16 protein-coding genes are annotated in these 17,205 nt (G+C 38.8%); 15 read left to right on the top strand and 1 reads right to left on the bottom strand.

Annotation, left to right across the window (positions count from 1 at the left end; all coding sequences use genetic code 11):
• Positions 1-2: 2 nt before the first annotated feature.
• The 14 genes from hemA to I6F54_RS12500 all read left to right on the top strand — a co-directional run bounded on the left by hemA (position 3) and on the right by I6F54_RS12500 (position 15,307).
• A complete protein-coding gene (hemA, locus tag I6F54_RS12435) occupies positions 3-1,259 on the top strand; it encodes a glutamyl-tRNA reductase (RefSeq protein WP_010554718.1) in 1,257 nt (418 codons plus the stop codon).
• 7 nt (positions 1,260-1,266) lie between these two features.
• Complete coding sequence (gene prfA / locus I6F54_RS12440) at positions 1,267-2,352, top strand: peptide chain release factor 1 (RefSeq protein WP_024593863.1); 1,086 nt, start codon at positions 1,267-1,269, stop codon at positions 2,350-2,352.
• 2 nt (positions 2,353-2,354) lie between these two features.
• Positions 2,355-3,194 carry a peptide chain release factor N(5)-glutamine methyltransferase gene (prmC, locus tag I6F54_RS12445; protein ID WP_197141583.1) on the top strand — a complete coding sequence of 280 codons (840 nt, stop codon included), beginning with the start codon at positions 2,355-2,357 and terminating at the stop codon, positions 3,192-3,194.
• A gap of 54 nt (positions 3,195-3,248) precedes the next feature.
• Complete coding sequence (locus I6F54_RS12450) at positions 3,249-4,793, top strand: response regulator (protein ID WP_197141585.1); 1,545 nt, start codon at positions 3,249-3,251, stop codon at positions 4,791-4,793.
• A gap of 29 nt (positions 4,794-4,822) precedes the next feature.
• Positions 4,823-5,197, top strand: a complete 375-nt coding sequence (locus I6F54_RS12455; protein WP_197141587.1) for a SirB2 family protein — start codon at positions 4,823-4,825, stop codon at positions 5,195-5,197.
• A gap of 149 nt (positions 5,198-5,346) precedes the next feature.
• Complete coding sequence (locus I6F54_RS12460; RefSeq protein ID WP_007583966.1) at positions 5,347-6,174, top strand: tetratricopeptide repeat protein; 828 nt, start codon at positions 5,347-5,349, stop codon at positions 6,172-6,174.
• A gap of 14 nt (positions 6,175-6,188) precedes the next feature.
• Positions 6,189-7,442: a DUF819 family protein gene (locus tag I6F54_RS12465; RefSeq protein WP_007583967.1), complete on the top strand. Its 1,254-nt coding sequence runs from the start codon at positions 6,189-6,191 to the stop codon at positions 7,440-7,442.
• Between the two features lie 9 nt (positions 7,443-7,451).
• Positions 7,452-8,306: a 3-deoxy-8-phosphooctulonate synthase gene (gene kdsA / locus I6F54_RS12470; protein ID WP_007583968.1), complete on the top strand. Its 855-nt coding sequence runs from the start codon at positions 7,452-7,454 to the stop codon at positions 8,304-8,306.
• A gap of 121 nt (positions 8,307-8,427) precedes the next feature.
• Positions 8,428-9,330 (top strand): transcriptional regulator GcvA, encoded by a 903-nt coding sequence (locus I6F54_RS12475; protein ID WP_002958561.1) that lies wholly within the window; start codon positions 8,428-8,430, stop codon positions 9,328-9,330.
• Positions 9,331-9,332: 2 nt separating this feature from the next.
• Positions 9,333-9,968, top strand: coding sequence for an alpha/beta family hydrolase (locus tag I6F54_RS12480; RefSeq protein ID WP_197141589.1), 636 nt, complete (start codon positions 9,333-9,335; stop codon positions 9,966-9,968).
• Between the two features lie 19 nt (positions 9,969-9,987).
• Positions 9,988-10,356: a DUF423 domain-containing protein gene (locus tag I6F54_RS12485; protein ID WP_007583972.1), complete on the top strand. Its 369-nt coding sequence runs from the start codon at positions 9,988-9,990 to the stop codon at positions 10,354-10,356.
• A gap of 17 nt (positions 10,357-10,373) precedes the next feature.
• A complete protein-coding gene (rlmM, locus tag I6F54_RS12490) occupies positions 10,374-11,459 on the top strand; it encodes a 23S rRNA (cytidine(2498)-2'-O)-methyltransferase RlmM (protein WP_007583974.1) in 1,086 nt (361 codons plus the stop codon).
• A 16-nt stretch (positions 11,460-11,475) separates the two neighbouring features.
• A complete protein-coding gene (locus I6F54_RS12495) occupies positions 11,476-14,784 on the top strand; it encodes a PKD domain-containing protein (RefSeq protein ID WP_197141591.1) in 3,309 nt (1,102 codons plus the stop codon).
• A gap of 1 nt (position 14,785) precedes the next feature.
• Positions 14,786-15,307 (top strand): hypothetical protein, encoded by a 522-nt coding sequence (locus I6F54_RS12500; protein ID WP_197141593.1) that lies wholly within the window; start codon positions 14,786-14,788, stop codon positions 15,305-15,307.
• Between the two features lie 72 nt (positions 15,308-15,379).
• On the opposite strand, the gene cysZ is transcribed toward I6F54_RS12500, so the two are convergent.
• The gene (gene cysZ / locus I6F54_RS12505) at positions 15,380-16,090 is read right to left on the bottom strand and encodes a sulfate transporter CysZ (protein ID WP_197119610.1); all 711 of its coding nucleotides are present in this window, start codon (positions 16,088-16,090) and stop codon (positions 15,380-15,382) included.
• 343 nt (positions 16,091-16,433) lie between these two features.
• On the opposite strand from cysZ, the gene I6F54_RS12510 reads away from it, so the two are divergent.
• Positions 16,434-16,787, top strand: coding sequence for a YkgJ family cysteine cluster protein (locus I6F54_RS12510; protein ID WP_011327756.1), 354 nt, complete (start codon positions 16,434-16,436; stop codon positions 16,785-16,787).
• Positions 16,788-17,205: the final 418 nt, after the last annotated feature.

The following is a 17,205-nucleotide window of genomic DNA, read 5'->3' on the forward strand; positions in this document are numbered from 1 at the left end:
ATATGACCATAATAGCACTAGGTATAAATCACAAAACCGCATCCGTAGAATTACGTGAAAAAGTGGCCTTTTCGCCTGAGCAAATTTCAGAGGCGTTGCAACAATTAAGCGGCCATGCCGACTTTAATGAAGCGGTTATTGTGTCTACCTGTAATCGAACCGAGATCTATTGTAGCCTCGCTCAGCAAAATTCCCAAACACTGTTAACGTGGCTTGCCAGTTTCCATGGTTTGGATGAACATGAACTGAGCAGCAATATATACTGCCATGAAGGTAATGACGCCATTAACCACTTAATGCGCGTAGCGTGTGGGTTGGATTCTTTGGTGTTAGGCGAGCCGCAAATTTTAGGGCAAATAAAGCAATCGTTTTTTAGTGCTAAAACCCACGATGCAATAGGGGTTACTTTTGATAGGTTGTTTCAAAAAACCTTTTCGGTAGCGAAGCAAGTTCGCACTGAAACAAATATAGGCGCAAGTGCCGTGTCGGTTGCATTTGCGGCTGTTAATTTAGCAAAACATATTTATGGCAAGCTTGATCAAACCAATGTGTTATTGATTGGTGCTGGTGAAACCATTGAACTGGTTGCTAAACATTTATATCAAAATGAGCCTAAAAAAATAACGGTAGCTAATAGAACAATTGAACGTGCTCGCAGCCTTGCTGATGAAGTGTCTGCAGATGTTATCGCACTTGCACAGTTACCAGAACGTTTACATGAAGCCGATATAGTCATTAGTTCTACCGCCAGTACTTTACCTATTATTGGTAAAGGGGTGGTTGAGCAAGCGCTTAAGCAGCGCCGTCACAAGCCTATGCTATTTATAGATATTGCGGTTCCGCGCGACATAGAAAGCCAAGTAGGTGAGCTAGATGCTGCCTATTTATATTCCGTTGATGACTTACAAACCATTGTAAGCGAGAATATGGCAGCGCGTGAGCAAGCTGCACAGCAAGCGCAAATAATTATTACTGAACGCACCAAAGAATTTGCAATGTGGATGCGCTCACTCGATTCGGTAGATTTAATCCGCCATTATCGAAATGATGTACAAACAATTAAGTCAGAACTTGTAGAGCGTGCTGTTAGTCAGCTAAATACAGGTAAAGATGCAGAAAAAATTATATTAGAGCTCGCCAATAAATTAACCAATCGCTTAATGCACGCGCCTACCCGTGCAATACAAGACGCAGCGAAAAAAGGTGAAGTGGCGCAGCTAAACCAGTTGAAAAAAATGTTAGGTATTGATCAGGAATAACCGTTAAATGAAAGAGTCTGTTTATAATAAATTAGAAACCTTAGTAGAGCGTTACGAAGAAGTACAAGCGCTACTAAGCGACCCGTCGGTCATTAGTGATCAAAATCGTTTTCGTGGGCTTTCAAAAGAATACTCTGAGCTTGAAGAGATTGTAAAAACGTTTTTAACTTACAAAGAAACGCAAGATGATTTAGCCAGTGCAGAAGAAATGCTTAAAGATTCTGACCCTGAAATGCGTGAAATGGCGCAAGAAGAATATAAAGAAGCTAAAGCACAAATTTTGGCAATTGAAGATCAAATTCAAGTATTAATGTTGCCAAAAGATCCGCGAGATAATAACAACGTGTTTGTTGAAGTACGCGCTGGAACAGGCGGTGATGAAGCGGCTATTTTTGCTGGCGACTTATTCCGTATGTACAGCCGCTATGCAGAAACTAAAAAATGGAAAGTAGAAGTTGTGAGCACCAATGAAGGTGAGCACGGTGGTTACAAAGAAGTTATTGCAAATATTAGTGGCGAAGGCGTTTACGGTCAATTAAAGTTTGAATCAGGTGTACACCGCGTACAACGTGTGCCAGAAACTGAGTCACAAGGGCGAGTTCATACCTCTGCGTGTACTGTTGCGGTAATGGCGGAAGTACCAGAGGCAGAAGCGATACAAATTAATACCGCAGATTTAAAAGTTGATACATTTCGTGCATCAGGCGCAGGTGGTCAGCACGTTAATAAAACAGATTCTGCTATTCGACTTACACATATACCTACCGGTGTTGTGGTTGAGTGTCAGGATCAACGTTCACAGCATAAAAACCGTGCTAAAGCGATGTCAGTACTTGCAGCACGTTTACAACAGGCTGAAGATGAAAAGCGCCATGCGGCAGAAGCATCTGAACGTCGTGATTTAGTAGGTAGTGGCGATCGTTCTGAACGTATCCGTACTTATAACTACCCACAAGGTCGTATTACCGATCACCGTATTAACTTAACACTTTATCGTTTGAATGAAGTGGTAGCGGGTGATTTAAGCTGCGTTATTGACCCATTAATGCAAGAACATCAAGCTGACTTATTAGCGGCTATGGGCGACGAGTAATCGTGAGCCAAACTCTTGAACAAGCAATTGCTGCAGGCGCTAATTTATTAGCACCTAGCAGCGAAAGTGCTAAATTAGATGCACAAGTTTTACTTTTACATATTCTTCAAAAACCTCACAGTTACCTTTTTACTTGGCCAGAGCATGAGCTTAACGCTGAGCAACAACAGCAATTTGATAACTTTTGCCAAAGACGTTTAAACGGTGAACCTGTTGCACATATTACGGGGCAACGTGAATTTTGGAGCTTATCGCTTGAAGTTAATGCAACAACTTTAATACCTCGACCAGATACTGAAACATTAGTAGAGCAAGCACTTGAAGTGGCTGTACCTGCTACATCTAAAGTGCTTGATTTAGGCACGGGTACTGGTGCAATCGCACTGGCCCTTGGTAGTGAAATGCCTAACTGGCAAATTATTGCAGTAGATAGAGTAAGCGATGCAGTTGCACTTGCTACACGTAATCAGCAGCGACTGGCAATTAATAACGTGCGCGTTAAGCAAAGTAATTGGTTTAGCGAGTTACATGGCGAAAAGTTTAACCTAATTGTCACCAATCCCCCTTATATTGAAAGCAGTGATATACACTTGAATCAGGGCGATGTGCGCTTTGAGCCTTTGTCTGCGTTAGTGGCCGATGATTGCGGAATGTCTGATATTAAACAAATAATTACACAATCACGTGACTATTTGTTATCTAGTGGCTATCTTTTAATAGAACACGGTTTTGAGCAAGGTGAAGCTGTACGTCATTTTTTTAAAAAAATGGCATTTGTTAATATTAAAACAGTGAAAGACCTCGGTAATAATGACCGTGTAACGTTTGCACAGTGGCCCTAAAGAATAATAATTGCTTGCTAGTGCGTTAAATAATGCCATGAAGGAATTTCGACTATGATGGGTGATTTTTTATTTTCAGATGAGCCAGAAGAGACAATCGATGAGATTGAACACGGTACCTGGAAAGTATTAATTGTTGATGACGAACCTGAAGTTCATGCTGTTACAAAACTAGCGTTGAGTGATTTTGAGTTTCAAAATAAACGCTTAGAATTTATCAGTGCTTATTCGGGTGCTGAAGCCAAAGAGCTCATAAAAGAGCATCCAGATGCAGCCATTGTGCTACTTGATGTGGTAATGGAAACCGATGATGCCGGTTTACAAGTTGCGAAGTTTATTCGTGAAGAGGCTAAAAATAATCATATACGGATTATTTTAAGAACAGGGCAGCCTGGACAGGCTCCTGAGCGCCAAGTAATTATTAATTATGACATTAACGATTACAAATCAAAGACAGAGCTAACCGCTCAAAAACTATTTACTGTAATTATGTCGAGCCTACGCTCGTATCGCGATATTATTTCGATTGAGCAGTCACGCGAAGGGCTTGAAAAAATAATTATAGCGTCTCGTGATATTTTTTCTGCGCATTCAATAGAGCACTTCATTGAAGGCGTTATGCAGCAATTAACATCTTTATTAGGTATTGCTGATCAAGCCATGTATGCCACTACTTTGGTTGCACAGAATCCAGAAGATCAAAATAATAAAAAGTTGATTGTGTGTTCTGGTACTGGCGATTTTGAAAAAAGTGAAGGGAAGGAGCTTGATGAGGTGCTACAAATAGAGCAGTTAAGTGCCTGCCATCAAGCGCTCAACGAAAAAAGTATTGTTTATAAGGATAATTACTTATTTGCATACTGCAGTAGTGAATATAATCATAACTCGATGCTGTTTATATCGGGGATCCCAAAAGATTTAACGGATACTCAGCGCCATTTAATTAAGATTTTTTCTCAAAACGTGCAACTTGCGTTTGAAAATGTACAACTTCAGTCTGAAATAGAAGCAACGCAACAAGAGCTTGTTTACAGGTTAAGTGAAGCGGTAGAGCAACGCTCAACAGAAACGGGTAATCATGTTAAGCGTGTAGCACATATTTGTCATATATTGGCACAAGGGTATGGCTTATCTAAGCATGATGCTGATTTAGTAAGGTTGGCGTCGCCTCTTCATGATGTAGGCAAAGTGGGCATTCCTGATGCGGTATTAAATAAACCAGCAAAGTTAGACGCCCAAGAATGGGAAGTGATGAAAACCCATACTGATAAAGGCTATACTATTTTAAAAGACTCGCCGCATGAGATTGTTAGTGCAGGCGCAATTATTGCAAAAGAGCATCATGAAAAATGGGATGGCTCTGGTTACCCACAAGGTTTAAGCGGAAACGCAATTAATGTATTTGGTCGTATAGTTGCACTTGCTGATGTATACGATGCACTTCGCCATAAACGATGCTATAAAGAACCTTGGACACTGCAAAACGTAGTTGATGAAATTAACGCTCAAAAAGGCACACACTTTGAACCAAAATTGGTTGAAGTATTTAACGAGAAGCTTGATGAGTTAGAAGCGGTTCTTAACCGTTTTCCTGATTAAATTTTTATAAAACAGAAGTACAGGGGCATATGGATTATTTAGCAGTAAAGCATTCACACATGGCAATTGCGATGTTGAGTGTGATTTTATTTTATGTTCGCGCATTTTCGCGAATGGGCAGTGGTAAATTAGCAAAAAATAAAGCGGTAATGATTGGTAGTCATAGTATAGATACTTTGCTATTAGTGTCTGCACTTACGCTTATATTTATGGCTAAAATTAACCCGTTTGAACAATCTTGGCTATTAGAAAAAATAGTTTTAGTGGTTATATATATTGGTATTGGGGCTAAAAGCGCCAGACAAACTAAAATGACGGCTAAAGTTGCTTACGTTTTAGTTAACACTGCTGTTATTTTAGCGATAGGTTATTTAGCGACGTCTAAATCAGCTTTTTTGCTATAAGTAATACCTGACTATTTGAGCTTTATAGTTGTTTTATAAAGCTCAAATACGACTCCCTCTCAGAAAATATTCAAAAACATCTCTATATTGGTATATAGCTTTAAAGTTAGGTAAACTACGCCTTCGTTTTCTAAAATGTTGCAGTATTAATGACTACCCTCGGGTTTGACGAACACGATGAATCTTATCTTGATGATGCTTACGATGAATTTACACCTCCAGCGATTTACCGCTGTATTAAAGCAGAGTCAAAATGGGACCCTCAGATAGATTTAACACCATGTTATGAAACTTTAACTGACTTTGAACAGCAAATTTCAGCGCTGTGTTTAAAAGTGAGTGATGAGCACGATCGCTTCGAAAAATTATTAGATATGTTTTACAGCGATTGGCTATTTAGTGCCTCAGGCTTAAAAGTGCCAGAATACAAATTAAATACATTAAGCTATACGCTTTCTATGCGTAGTGGCTCACCAACAACGCTTGCAATTATACTTTGTCACTTTTTACAACAAGCTAACTTTGATGCAAATCTTAGTCTTACGCTGGGTGATGTTGGTGTTCATGTGGCGATAAGTGATGAAGAGGGCTACATAATTGAGCCAAGCAGCGGGCAACAAAGCTGGTATATCATCCCTGAAAACGCAGATGAAGATGATGGGCAAGAACAAGAGCCTTTAGAGTTAATTTTTGATGACGAAGTATATAAGCTATTTTTAGCTCAGCAAAAATGGTCTTTCATTAGCGAAAACAAATTTGGTCATGCTTTGACCTGTGTAGAGATGCTAATGGAGCTAATAGGCGACGACCCGTATGAGAGACGCGACAGAGGTTACTTATTAAATCAGCTCGGTTGCCCTAAAATGGCACGTGATGATTTACAGTTTTTTGTCGATGAGTGTCCGGACGATCCTGCAATAGAGATTATTCAACACCAAATAGAAGAACTAGAAGATAATAATAAAACGCACCATTAAGAATAGGAATAATTATGGTTGAAACTCAAAGCGCATTAATTACAAATGATGCCGTTGTGCTTGGTTTGCTTGCTATTATTTTGGGGTTTATTTTTAAAACCTCAAACAGTGAGCGTCCAGCTTTAAAACGATTTTATAAATACGTACCTGCTTTACTACTGTGTTACTTTTTACCTTCGTTATTAAATACCTTTGGTATTGTAGATGGTAATAAATCCAATGTTTATTATGTGGCTTCGCGCTACTTACTGCCTGCTTGTTTAATACTGCTTACCATTAGTATTGATTTAAAAGCTATTATTAACTTAGGCCCTAAAGCGCTCATTATGTTTTTAGTGGGTACATTGGGCATTGTTATTGGTGGGCCATTAGCTATTTTAGTCGTGAGTGCATTTGATCCAAGTATTGTTGGTGGTCATGGGCCCGATGCAGTATGGCGCGGTATGACAACCGTTGCGGGTAGCTGGATTGGCGGTGGTGCTAACCAAGCATCAATGAAAGAGATGTTTGAAGTTGGTGGTGATATATTTTCTGTAATGATTACAGTAGATGTAATAGTCGCGAATATTTGGATGGCTGTTTTATTGTTAATGGCAGCAAACCATAAAAAGATTGATGCAGCTACGGGTGCTGATACAAGCGCAATTGAAGATTTAAAAAAACGTGTTGAAGCCTATCATGCTGAACACGCACGTATTCCTACTCTTAACGATTACATGACGCTGCTTGCAATTGCATTTGGTATAACCGGTTTAGCGCATTTTTGTGCTGACTTTTTAGGTCCGTACTTTGGCACTACTTATGAGTGGGCAAAAGAGTACAGCTTAAACAGTAAATTCTTTTGGCTAATTGTTATATCAACAACGATTGGCATAGGCTTATCGTTTACTAAAGTGAGACAAATAGAAGCGTTTGGCGCTTCAAAAGTAGCCTCTAGCTTTTTGTATATTTTAGTTGCATCGATTGGTTTGCATATGAATGTAACCGCTATTTTTAATAACCCAGGGTTATTTTTAGTTGGTGCCATTTGGATGTTAGTGCATGCAAGCATAATGTTAGTAGTAGCTAAACTAATTAAAGCACCGTTATTTTATATGGCTGTGGGCTCGCAGGCTAATGTGGGCGGTGCAGCGTCTGCACCTGTTGTAGCATCAGCATTTCACCCTTCGCTTGCGCCTGTTGGTGTCCTGTTAGCTGTACTGGGCTATGGTGTGGGTACTTATATGGCTTATATTTGTGGATTAATGATGCAAGCAGTTGCACCGTAAGGAATTTAAATGAAAGACCAAATTATTAAAATTAATGAAATTGAACTAGCAAACAACAAACCGTTTGTATTGTTTGGTGGTATTAACGTATTAGAATCTCGTGATTTAGCAATGCGTGTTGCAGAGCATTACGTAGAAGTTACGACGAAACTCAATATTCCTTATGTATTTAAAGCGTCATTTGATAAGGCTAACCGTTCTTCAATCAATTCGTACCGTGGTCCTGGTATGGAAGAAGGTTTAAAAATATTTGAAGAGATTAAAAAGACTTTCAACATACCGCTTATTACTGATGTACATGAACCGCATCAAGCAGCACCTGTTGCTGAAGTTGTTGATGTAATTCAGTTACCAGCCTTTTTAGCACGTCAAACAGATTTAGTTGTGGCGATGGCTAAAACAGGTGCAATTATTAACGTGAAAAAACCACAGTTTTTAGCGCCGCATGAAATGCGCCACATCATTACTAAATTTAATGAAGCGGGTAATAATAACATCGCACTTTGTGAGCGTGGTTCTAGCTTTGGTTACAACAACCTAGTGGTTGATATGCTGGGTATGGATGACATGAAAGCAATGGCGCCTGTTATTTTTGATGCAACACATGCGCTACAACGCCCTGGTGGACGAGCTGACTCTGCTGATGGTCGTCGTGCACAAGCTGCAGAGCTTGCACGTAGCGGTATGGCGCTAGGTATTGCAGGTTTATTTATTGAGGCGCATCCAAACCCTAACGAAGCTAAATGCGATGGCCCATGTGCGCTAGCGCTTAGTAAGTTAGAAGGATACTTAACGCAAATGAAAGCGGTTGATGATTTAATTAAAAGCTTTGCCCCACTTGATACAAGTGCAAGCGATTTATAATTAAGCATGATGTTTATTAAAAAGCGACTCAGGTCGCTTTTTTTATGCCTTTAATATACACAAACTTATATGATGTATATAATCTCACGCATAAGAAAAACTAATTCTAAGCTTGGTTATTATGTCAAGACGGGTACCTCCATTAAACGCATTAAAAGCCTTTGAAGCGGCTGCGCGTCATTTAAGTTTTACTAAGGCTGCAGAAGAGCTCTATGTAACGCAGGCGGCAGTAAGTCATCAAATAAAAACACTTGAAGAGCATTTAGGTTTAAAGTTGTTTTTACGTAAAAACCGCTCATTATTATTAACTGAAGAAGGCCAAGGCTATTTTTTAGATATAAAAGAGATTTTTACTCAGCTTATTGATGCAACTGAAAAGCTATTAGCCCGTGGTGCTAAGGGCTCATTAACGGTTAGTCTAACACCCAGTTTTGCTATTCAGTGGTTAGTGCCTCGTTTGAGTTTGTTTAATGAGTTACACCCAGAGATAGACGTGCGAATAAAAGCACAAGATCAAGATGAAAACTCACTGACTGATGACGTAGATATTGCTATTTACTATGGAAGAGGTCATTGGAATGGCGTACAAGCGTACAAACTTCATACCGAGTATTTAGTACCACTTTGTAGTCCTATGTTATTAAGCGGATTAAAGCCGCTTGATCAACCTAGTGATTTAGCGCATCACACTTTATTGCATGATACCACACGTAAAAACTGGAAAACGTGGATGAAAACTGCAGGCGTGCGTAACATTCAGGTAAATCAAGGACCTATATTTAGTCACTCATCAATGGTGTTACAAGCTGCAGTACATGGGCAAGGTGTGGCAATTGGTAATAGTGTATTAGCTAAACCCGACATAGATGCAGGGCGTTTGGTTATTCCGTTTAATCACAGTCTAGAAAGTAAAAATGCATATTACTTAGTGCTTCGCGAATCGCAAACAGAGCTTGGTAAAATAGTTTCGTTTAAAGAGTGGATGCTGAGCTTAGTAGAGCATGAACAAGAACATGAGTATTAATAATGATTGAATGGTTTAAAAGCACCGCACAACCTGCAATTGCACAGTTTATATTTGCGCATGGTGCAGGTGCCGGTAGCGATTCTGACTTTATGCAACATATGGCAAAATTAATAAGCGAGCAAGGTGTTGATGTTGGTTTATTTGATTTTGAATATATGCAAATTGCTAAACAAACTAATAAACGTAGGCCTCCAGAGCGAGCGCCAAAGCTACTTACTTATTATGAGCAAGTGCTTGGTCAGGCGCAGCCAGATTTACCGTTATTTATAGGCGGTAAATCGATGGGCGGACGCATGGCATCAATGCTTGCGTGCAGCACAGAGCAAAGACTTTCGGGTGTTATTGCATTTGGTTATCCATTTCATCCGCCGGGTAAGCCAGAAAAGTTACGCACCGATCATTTTGCTGATATTGTTTGCCCTTTTTTAGTATTACAGGGCGAGCGAGATACATTTGGTACACGTGAAGAACTGCTTACTATGGAAATGCCAAAACAGCCTTTACTCACATGGCTGACTGATGGCGATCATTCATTAAAACCACGTAAAAAAAGTGGCGTAACTGAACTGAAAAATAGAGAAACAGCAGCGTTAAGTGCCGTTGAATTTATTAAGCAACAAGTAGAGATGTGTTAAGACTCGATTAGGGGATTAGATGATTAAATTATTTTTAATGGCCGGCAGTATTTTTTGTATGCTCTCGGTTATGTTAGGTGCATTTGCTGCCCATGGTTTAAAAAGCCGTTTATCGGAGTATTCATTAGGGGTTTTTAAAACAGCTGCTGAGTATCAAATGGTGCATGGCCTTGCACTTATTGCGGTGGCTATTTTAATTAAATGGGGCATAAACCTGAGTTGGGCTGGTGGCTTTTTTATAACGGGCACACTACTTTTTAGTGGCAGTTTATATTTACTCGCTCTAACAGATATGAAGTGGCTAGGGCCGATAACACCGCTTGGTGGATTGTGCTTTATTATTGGTTGGATTGTTATTTTAGTGCAAGTCGCACGATTTAAGTTTTAAAGAGTTTAAGGGTTAATATGTCTAGTGTTGTGATTTATTGTCGTAGTGGTTTTGAAAGCGATGCCGCTGCTGAAATAACGTTTCATGCTGCAGAGCAGGGTTTTGCAGGGTATGTAAAAGCAAAGCCAAATACAGGTTATGTTGTTTACGAATGTTTTGAAGCGCATCACAGCGACGAAATAATCAAAAAAGTCGATTTTAAAAATATGGTGTTCGCACGCCAATGGTTTGCCGGTACATTACTTGAAAACATGCCAGTAGAGGACCGTGTAAGTGCAGTAGTTGAAGCTGCTAAAGATTTTACATTGTGCTCAGAGCTGCGCGTAGAAACGCCAGATACAAATGAAGGCAAAGAGCTTTTAACGTTCTGTAAAAAAATATCAACGCCGCTTAAAAAAGCCCTCGAAAAACAAAATACAGTACTGCGTGAGCCAAAAGCAAACCGCCCAGTAATGCATGTCATGTTTTTAACAAACAATACGGCTTATGTTGGTTACTCGTATAGCTTTAATAATTCTCCATTTTTCATGGGTATTTTACGCCTTCGTATGCCAAGCGATGCACCGAGTCGTTCAACGTTAAAACTCGACGAAGCGTTTAATGTATTTATTCCTGAGCAACAACGTGAATCACGCGTGGCAGCAGGTATGCGCAGTGTTGATTTAGGTGCATGCCCGGGTGGTTGGACTTATCAGCTTGTACGCCGTGGTATGTTTGTAAGTGCGATTGATAACGGCCCAATGAATGACGATTTAATGCAAACGGGTCAAGTTAAACATTTTAGAGCAGATGGTTTTAAATATCGCCCAGAAAAAAGAAATATTACTTGGTTAGTGTGCGATATGGTGGAAAAACCAACCAAAGTGACTACGCTAATGATTGACTGGGCAGTAAATGCATACGCAAAAGAGTTTATATTTAACTTAAAACTACCTATGAAAAAACGCTTTGATAGTGTTTATGAATGTCTTTCGATGATAAGAAAAGAGCTTGAGAAACATAGCATTAATTACGAGTTACAAGCTAAACATCTCTATCATGATCGTGAGGAAATAACCGTTCATTTAAACGTTACTAAGGTGCCACAAAATTTGTATAGTTAATATGTAGAGGCTAAAAGTGGTAAAAAACAATATTAATAAATGGCTAAGTTTACTTTTTTTATCACTTTTAATCACAGGTTGTGGCGGCGGCGGAGAAGGTAGTGATTCAACTACGCCCTCTGGTAACACTGCGCCCAGTGTTACGCTCTCTGTTAGTAGTAACGTTATTGTCTCTAACCAATCGTTTACTATTACTGCGCTTGCAAGTGATAGTGACGGGCAAATAGCCAATTATCAATGGCAACAACTTAGTGGTCCTGAATTTACATTTATTGTTAATGGCAATACGCTTACAGCTACTGCACCGAGTGTAACCACTGACACGACCTTTAGTTTTTCAGTTACTGTTACTGATAATTCAGGTGCTACTGCACAACAAGTATTTTCAGGCACTATCACTTCTCAAAATAATGCACCTACAGTTAATATTACAGGCCCAAGTAGTGCACTTGCTAACACACAAGTAAGCTTAGTTGCTAACGTTCAAGATACAGATGGAACCATAAGCACTATTAGTTGGATTCAGTCTGTGGGAGATAATGTTGATTTTAGCCAGTCAGATGGTGTACTTAGTTTTACTGCACCCAATGTATCTGAAAATACAACGCTAGGCTTTAGCGTAACCGTAACTGACAATGCCGGTAAAAGCGCTCAAGCGAGTAAAACGGTTTTAATTAATCAAGTAAATAGCGCGCCAACAGTCATTGTTACAGGCCCAGAAGAAGCTGAAAAAGATGACAGTGTAACCCTAGTTGCAGATGCACAAGACCGCGATGGCAGTATTAATAGCATAACCTGGCAGCAAACAAGTGGCCCTGTAGTTGAACTTACCCAAACAGAAACAAGTATTAGTTTTAATGCGCCCACTGTTGCGCAAAATACCAATGTAACGTTTGTAGTAACTGTTACCGATGACGATAACGCTACAAATAACGCCCAGAAAATAGTTGTAATATTAGCCCCAAATAACCCACCGACTGCCGATGATGTAAATATAAATGTGCAATATAACCAAGCCACAGAATTTAGCTTAGTGGTTAGCGACGCAGATAACGATAGCGTACAGATTGACTTTGGTGATGATTTAAATGGAGCGCAAATCAGTGTTATTGATGACCAAGCCTTACGTTTTAGTTACACACCTCCTGCAAACAGTATCACTCCACAAAGCTATACGTTAACGGCGACTGATACAAAAGACACAACTGAATTTGTATTGAATGTTACCGTTGTTGATTCAACGCCCGCTACAATTAGTAATGTAACGCCCCAAAATAGTAATGAACCAGTATTTGTAGATAGCCCTGTTAGCATTACATTTTCAGATATTATGCTCGTGAGTACTTTAGCCGTTAACTCTAGCAGTGGTACTTGTACTGGAAGCGTACAAGTGTCAGCAGATAATTTTACTACTTGCTTGGCCTTAACTATTGAAAGTTTGTCGGGTACTACCAGCGACACAAGTACTTATTTTCATACTGTAAATTTAAGCGCAAGCTTTGATGAAGACACTCAATATATTGTTCGTGTTACAGCTGATTTAGCTAATTTTGATAGCACAACTATTTTGGCGCAAACTGCCACCTCGTTTACAACTTCTAGCCAAGATATAAAAATAACAGAGCTTTCATCTGTGCAATTTAGTAATGACTTACCTTGGATTGAACTTTATAACGGCACCGGTGCGACAGTAAATTTACAAGACTACTCTCTTAAAGCTCGCAGTATTAATATGTCTGATAGTACGTTGAGTGGTGAGCAAATATTTACGCTGCCTAATAAAGAGCTTTTAAATGGCGCCTATATTATTTTACAAAGCCGCTTTGGCGATGACTTTTTAGCAAGTGCGTCATTAAATAACACTAAGCTTGTGCTTGTTGGTAGCGCGAATGATCAAATTAGGCCTTATTGGTACATAAATGGTTTTGCAGAATTACTTAATAGTGCGGGTACACAAACTATCGACTTTGTTAAGTTTGGAAATTCAACCCAAGAGCCTGTAACAGCCTCGCAGTGGCAAGGCGAAAATGCTGCACAAATACCGCCAGAGCAGGGCGCCAGCTTAAAGCGTACGCTCGGCGCAACCGATACTAACCAAAATACAGACTGGAACTACTCAGTATTCAATACTCCGGCAGGGCCTAATGATATAACTTGCTCAATAGATGATGATGAAGACGGTATTCCAGATTGCGCAGAGGTAGAGGGGGCAACATTTGGTGGACTGCCTTTATATGAATGGGGAGCGCGTACTTCACAAAAAGATATATTTATTGAAATAGATTATATGGATAGTAGTGATGTTGGAATAACGCCTCATCGAACAGCACTTGAAAAAATTGTTAGTGTATTTGCAAGTAAAGGCTATACCGTTCATTTTGATGTAGGTGACTTATTTGATCAAAATAGCGATATTGCGCTGCAAAACTTTGATTTAGGTGGCGGAAATGTTGTCCCTTTTAATAGTTATACTCCGTTTGAGTACGATTTAAGTTGCCCTAATTTATTTGCTTATAAAATGGAATATACCGATATAACCCGCAGACCCATTTTTCATTACTTATTAATGGCAAGTAGTGGAAATGAAGATGGCAGTATTAGTGGGTCGGGTATTGCTGAGATCAGCGGTAATGATTTAATGGTAACTATGGGGGGCTGGGGCTTAACGCTCGATACGCAAATAGCAACCAATGTAACTTATAATTATCAAGCATCAACTATCTTTCATGAGCTAGGCCATAACTTAGGCTTATACCATGGTGGCGATGAAGAGGTTAACTTTAAGCCTAATCATTTAAGCTCTATGAATTATTTATATCAATTAGCGGGTTTATCAACAATAGGTAATAACGAAGGCGATCGTTATTATGAGCGTTTTTATCCAGGCAATGCTAGCTGCGATATTACACCAAATACTAATAGTCATTTAGGCTCTACAGATGATTTTATTATTGATTATTCAAGTGGTAGTTCAGCAGATTTAAATGAGAGTACAATACTTGAAGCACAGGGGTTAAATCGAAATGCCTCACTACCTGTTGATTTTAACTGTAATGCAATTAACACCGAAAGCTTAACCAGCTTTGATACTAATCAAGATAATACAATATCAATACTTAGTGATGTAAATGAGTGGAGCATGCTTAATTTGCAGTTTTATATGCAAAGTGCAGGTAATCGGTTTGGCGTGCCAAATACTAATAATAGTAAGGTGTATAATTTACAAAGCTCACCTACTAATATTGAAACGCTGCCCAGTTATATAAAAGAAGCGCAGCCAAGTAGTGCAATTATTGCTGAGTTAAAAGCAATTAAAGAGCATTAATATGAAACTAGGGTTAAGTATTAAGTTTATTGTTGGTAGTAGTTTTTTAAGCTTACTAATAGCGTGTAGCGATACTAACAATGCACGTGAATGGTTACTAAAAAATGACAATTTATATTACAAAAATACAGCTATTGACTGGCGAGTTGAATTAGTAAAGGGCTGTAAGGCATGCGTTGTAAGCCAAGATGTTGTTTATCAGCCTGAAGGCATTAGTAGTTATAATACGTTAATGCAGAGTCAAAATTGGGTGGCGGTACATGAGTTAAGTAAAATCAATGTTATCCGTTTAAAGATGCCAGACCAAACACCTTACTTATTCGTAGAGCGTATAAAAGGGCGAACACTAAAGCTGTTTGATCAGCAGCAAAACTACAGTATAAAAATTGGTGAAGTTACAGCCGTTAATTTTAACAATCAGCGCTTTAGTATTTTGATTAAAAAATTTGAAGAAGTAGATAAACAAAGCGTCGCATTACCAAGGCGTGCATCGCTTGAGTTTATTGTTTTAAAAATAGATTAAAAAAGCACCTTAGGTGCTTTTTTATCTCGGGTGCGGCGTCCTTTGAATATTGAAAAGTCAGCAACCTCTTAATTAACTACGGTATTTTGGTCGATAATTATCGACCCACAAACGTGTTGCACCACACACAGCTACAGGCATAACTATTAAGTTTACAAAGGGTATAGCCGTTAATAACATAACAGCAAAACCAAACCCGTATGATAAACCTTGCTTAGATTTTAAATCGTCTTTCATCTGCTTAAAGCCAATTTTATGGTTATCAAACGCATAGTCTTCATACTGCACCGCGTACATCCAACAGGTAAACAAAACCCATAGTATTTGGCCAATGACAGGTAAAACCCAAAGTAGTATGAAAAAACCAATAGCGCGAGGAAGGTAATAACATAATTTTTTCCACTCACGGCCAAGCATTCTAGGCACATCTTTTAATAAATCGGCAAAGCCGTCATCATTAATTTTTTGACCCGTTAAATAAAGCTCAACTTTTTCGCTTAATAAAGCATTAAAGGGGGCTGCAATAAAATTAGTGATGACTGTAAAGAGCATACTATAGCTAAATAGCACGACTAATACTGCAATTGGCCACATTAGCCATTCAAGCCAGCTTAACCATTCTGGTAGCATGTTGTTAATGTAGCTAAAGCTATCACTTAACCATCCAAACAAGAAAAACAACGAACTACCAAACAGCAAAATATTAATTAAAAGCGGGATAAGTACAAAACGCTTTAACCCCTTTTGGCTAATTAATTTAAATCCTGAAAAAAAATATTCCATACCTTGTGTGATCTGCACTGTAACCTCAAAAAATATTCACCATTAGTGACAGTATAAATAGCTTAATAATTTTAAACAGTATTTTTAGGTAACAAAGTGTTTAAGTTAAGTAATAACAACGGCCAGTTTACTATTTTTTTCTCCCAGCTTAATAAGCGATAATTAGTTTACAAGCCTTATAAATTGGCTCTATGGCGTAACCAAGCGCTAACTTACCTTGATTTTTTGGTAGTGCAAAGCGTACTATAGCCACTCTAGGCTTAGGCATCGTTTTGATGCATTGTGGAGAAATTAGTAAAGTTGCCGCGTCAGTGCGTTGCAAAAATAAAGGGTATAAATAGTGATGTACAAAAATCAGGAAGTAATTTTACGATTGCGCGCTAATATTCCAGCGTTTGAATGCGTAAAAGGATGCCACGACTGCTGCGGGCCAGTAACAACGTCTTCAGAGGAAATGTCGCGCTTACCGGTAAAAACAGATGCGGAGCATGAAGCGGCGTTAAACGAGTTCAATTGTGTGCATCTTGGCCCCAATGGCTGCACTGTATATGATGAGCGCCCATTAATTTGTCGCTTATTTGGTACTACGCCAAGAATGCCTTGCCCGAATGATCGTCGACCAGATGAGCCTGTTGACCCTAAAATTGAGCGCGAAGTACATCACTTTATAGCAAACACGCGTCAAGTATTAGTGTAAGTATCGTATTTATCAAAGTAATAGGCGCTTATTAAGCGCTTTTTTTATGTGTGTTATACGCGTTGCTAATAATTTAAAAACTATCAATAAATTTACCCAAAATATTATCTTAGTTATTTTTACAAAAATACTATCAATACATATTAAATATATTGCGAGATTAATTATGCATTTGACTATTAATATACTTAGCCTTATGTATCTTGTTCTATCGCTGTACTTTCCATCTCTTTATTTATATTGCTATTTCTGTTTTCCTAACCCCTTCAAAATTGTTGTTTTATATTTGTTTATTATTAAAAATAGCTGTAAGCAAGGCTTTACTATTGTGTAAATTCACTATTAATAATTAGAGTACCGTTGGATTAGGTGGCTGAAAAGGGTAAAATATTTACAAGTTGGCAGTTAAGATATTTGT

The organism is Pseudoalteromonas sp. SWXJZ10B, from assembly GCF_015864475.1.
Classification (GTDB): domain Bacteria; phylum Pseudomonadota; class Gammaproteobacteria; order Enterobacterales; family Alteromonadaceae; genus Pseudoalteromonas; species Pseudoalteromonas arctica.

Bases quoted from the DNA above. Each gene is read 5' to 3' on its own strand.
- hemA (WP_010554718.1), top strand. From the start codon at position 3: ATGACCATAATAGCACTAGGTATAAATCACAAAACCGCATCCGTAGAA.
- prfA (WP_024593863.1), top strand. From the start codon at position 1,267: ATGAAAGAGTCTGTTTATAATAAATTAGAAACCTTAGTAGAGCGTTAC.
- I6F54_RS12450 (WP_197141585.1), top strand. From the start codon at position 3,249: ATGATGGGTGATTTTTTATTTTCAGATGAGCCAGAAGAGACAATCGAT.
- I6F54_RS12455 (WP_197141587.1), top strand. From the start codon at position 4,823: ATGGATTATTTAGCAGTAAAGCATTCACACATGGCAATTGCGATGTTG.
- I6F54_RS12460 (WP_007583966.1), top strand. From the start codon at position 5,347: ATGACTACCCTCGGGTTTGACGAACACGATGAATCTTATCTTGATGAT.
- I6F54_RS12465 (WP_007583967.1), top strand. From the start codon at position 6,189: ATGGTTGAAACTCAAAGCGCATTAATTACAAATGATGCCGTTGTGCTT.
- kdsA (WP_007583968.1), top strand. From the start codon at position 7,452: ATGAAAGACCAAATTATTAAAATTAATGAAATTGAACTAGCAAACAAC.
- I6F54_RS12475 (WP_002958561.1), top strand. From the start codon at position 8,428: ATGTCAAGACGGGTACCTCCATTAAACGCATTAAAAGCCTTTGAAGCG.
- I6F54_RS12480 (WP_197141589.1), top strand. From the start codon at position 9,333: ATGATTGAATGGTTTAAAAGCACCGCACAACCTGCAATTGCACAGTTT.
- I6F54_RS12485 (WP_007583972.1), top strand. From the start codon at position 9,988: ATGATTAAATTATTTTTAATGGCCGGCAGTATTTTTTGTATGCTCTCG.
- rlmM (WP_007583974.1), top strand. From the start codon at position 10,374: ATGTCTAGTGTTGTGATTTATTGTCGTAGTGGTTTTGAAAGCGATGCC.
- I6F54_RS12500 (WP_197141593.1), top strand. From the start codon at position 14,786: ATGAAACTAGGGTTAAGTATTAAGTTTATTGTTGGTAGTAGTTTTTTA.
- cysZ (WP_197119610.1), bottom strand. From the start codon at position 16,090: ATGGAATATTTTTTTTCAGGATTTAAATTAATTAGCCAAAAGGGGTTA.
- I6F54_RS12510 (WP_011327756.1), top strand. From the start codon at position 16,434: ATGTACAAAAATCAGGAAGTAATTTTACGATTGCGCGCTAATATTCCA.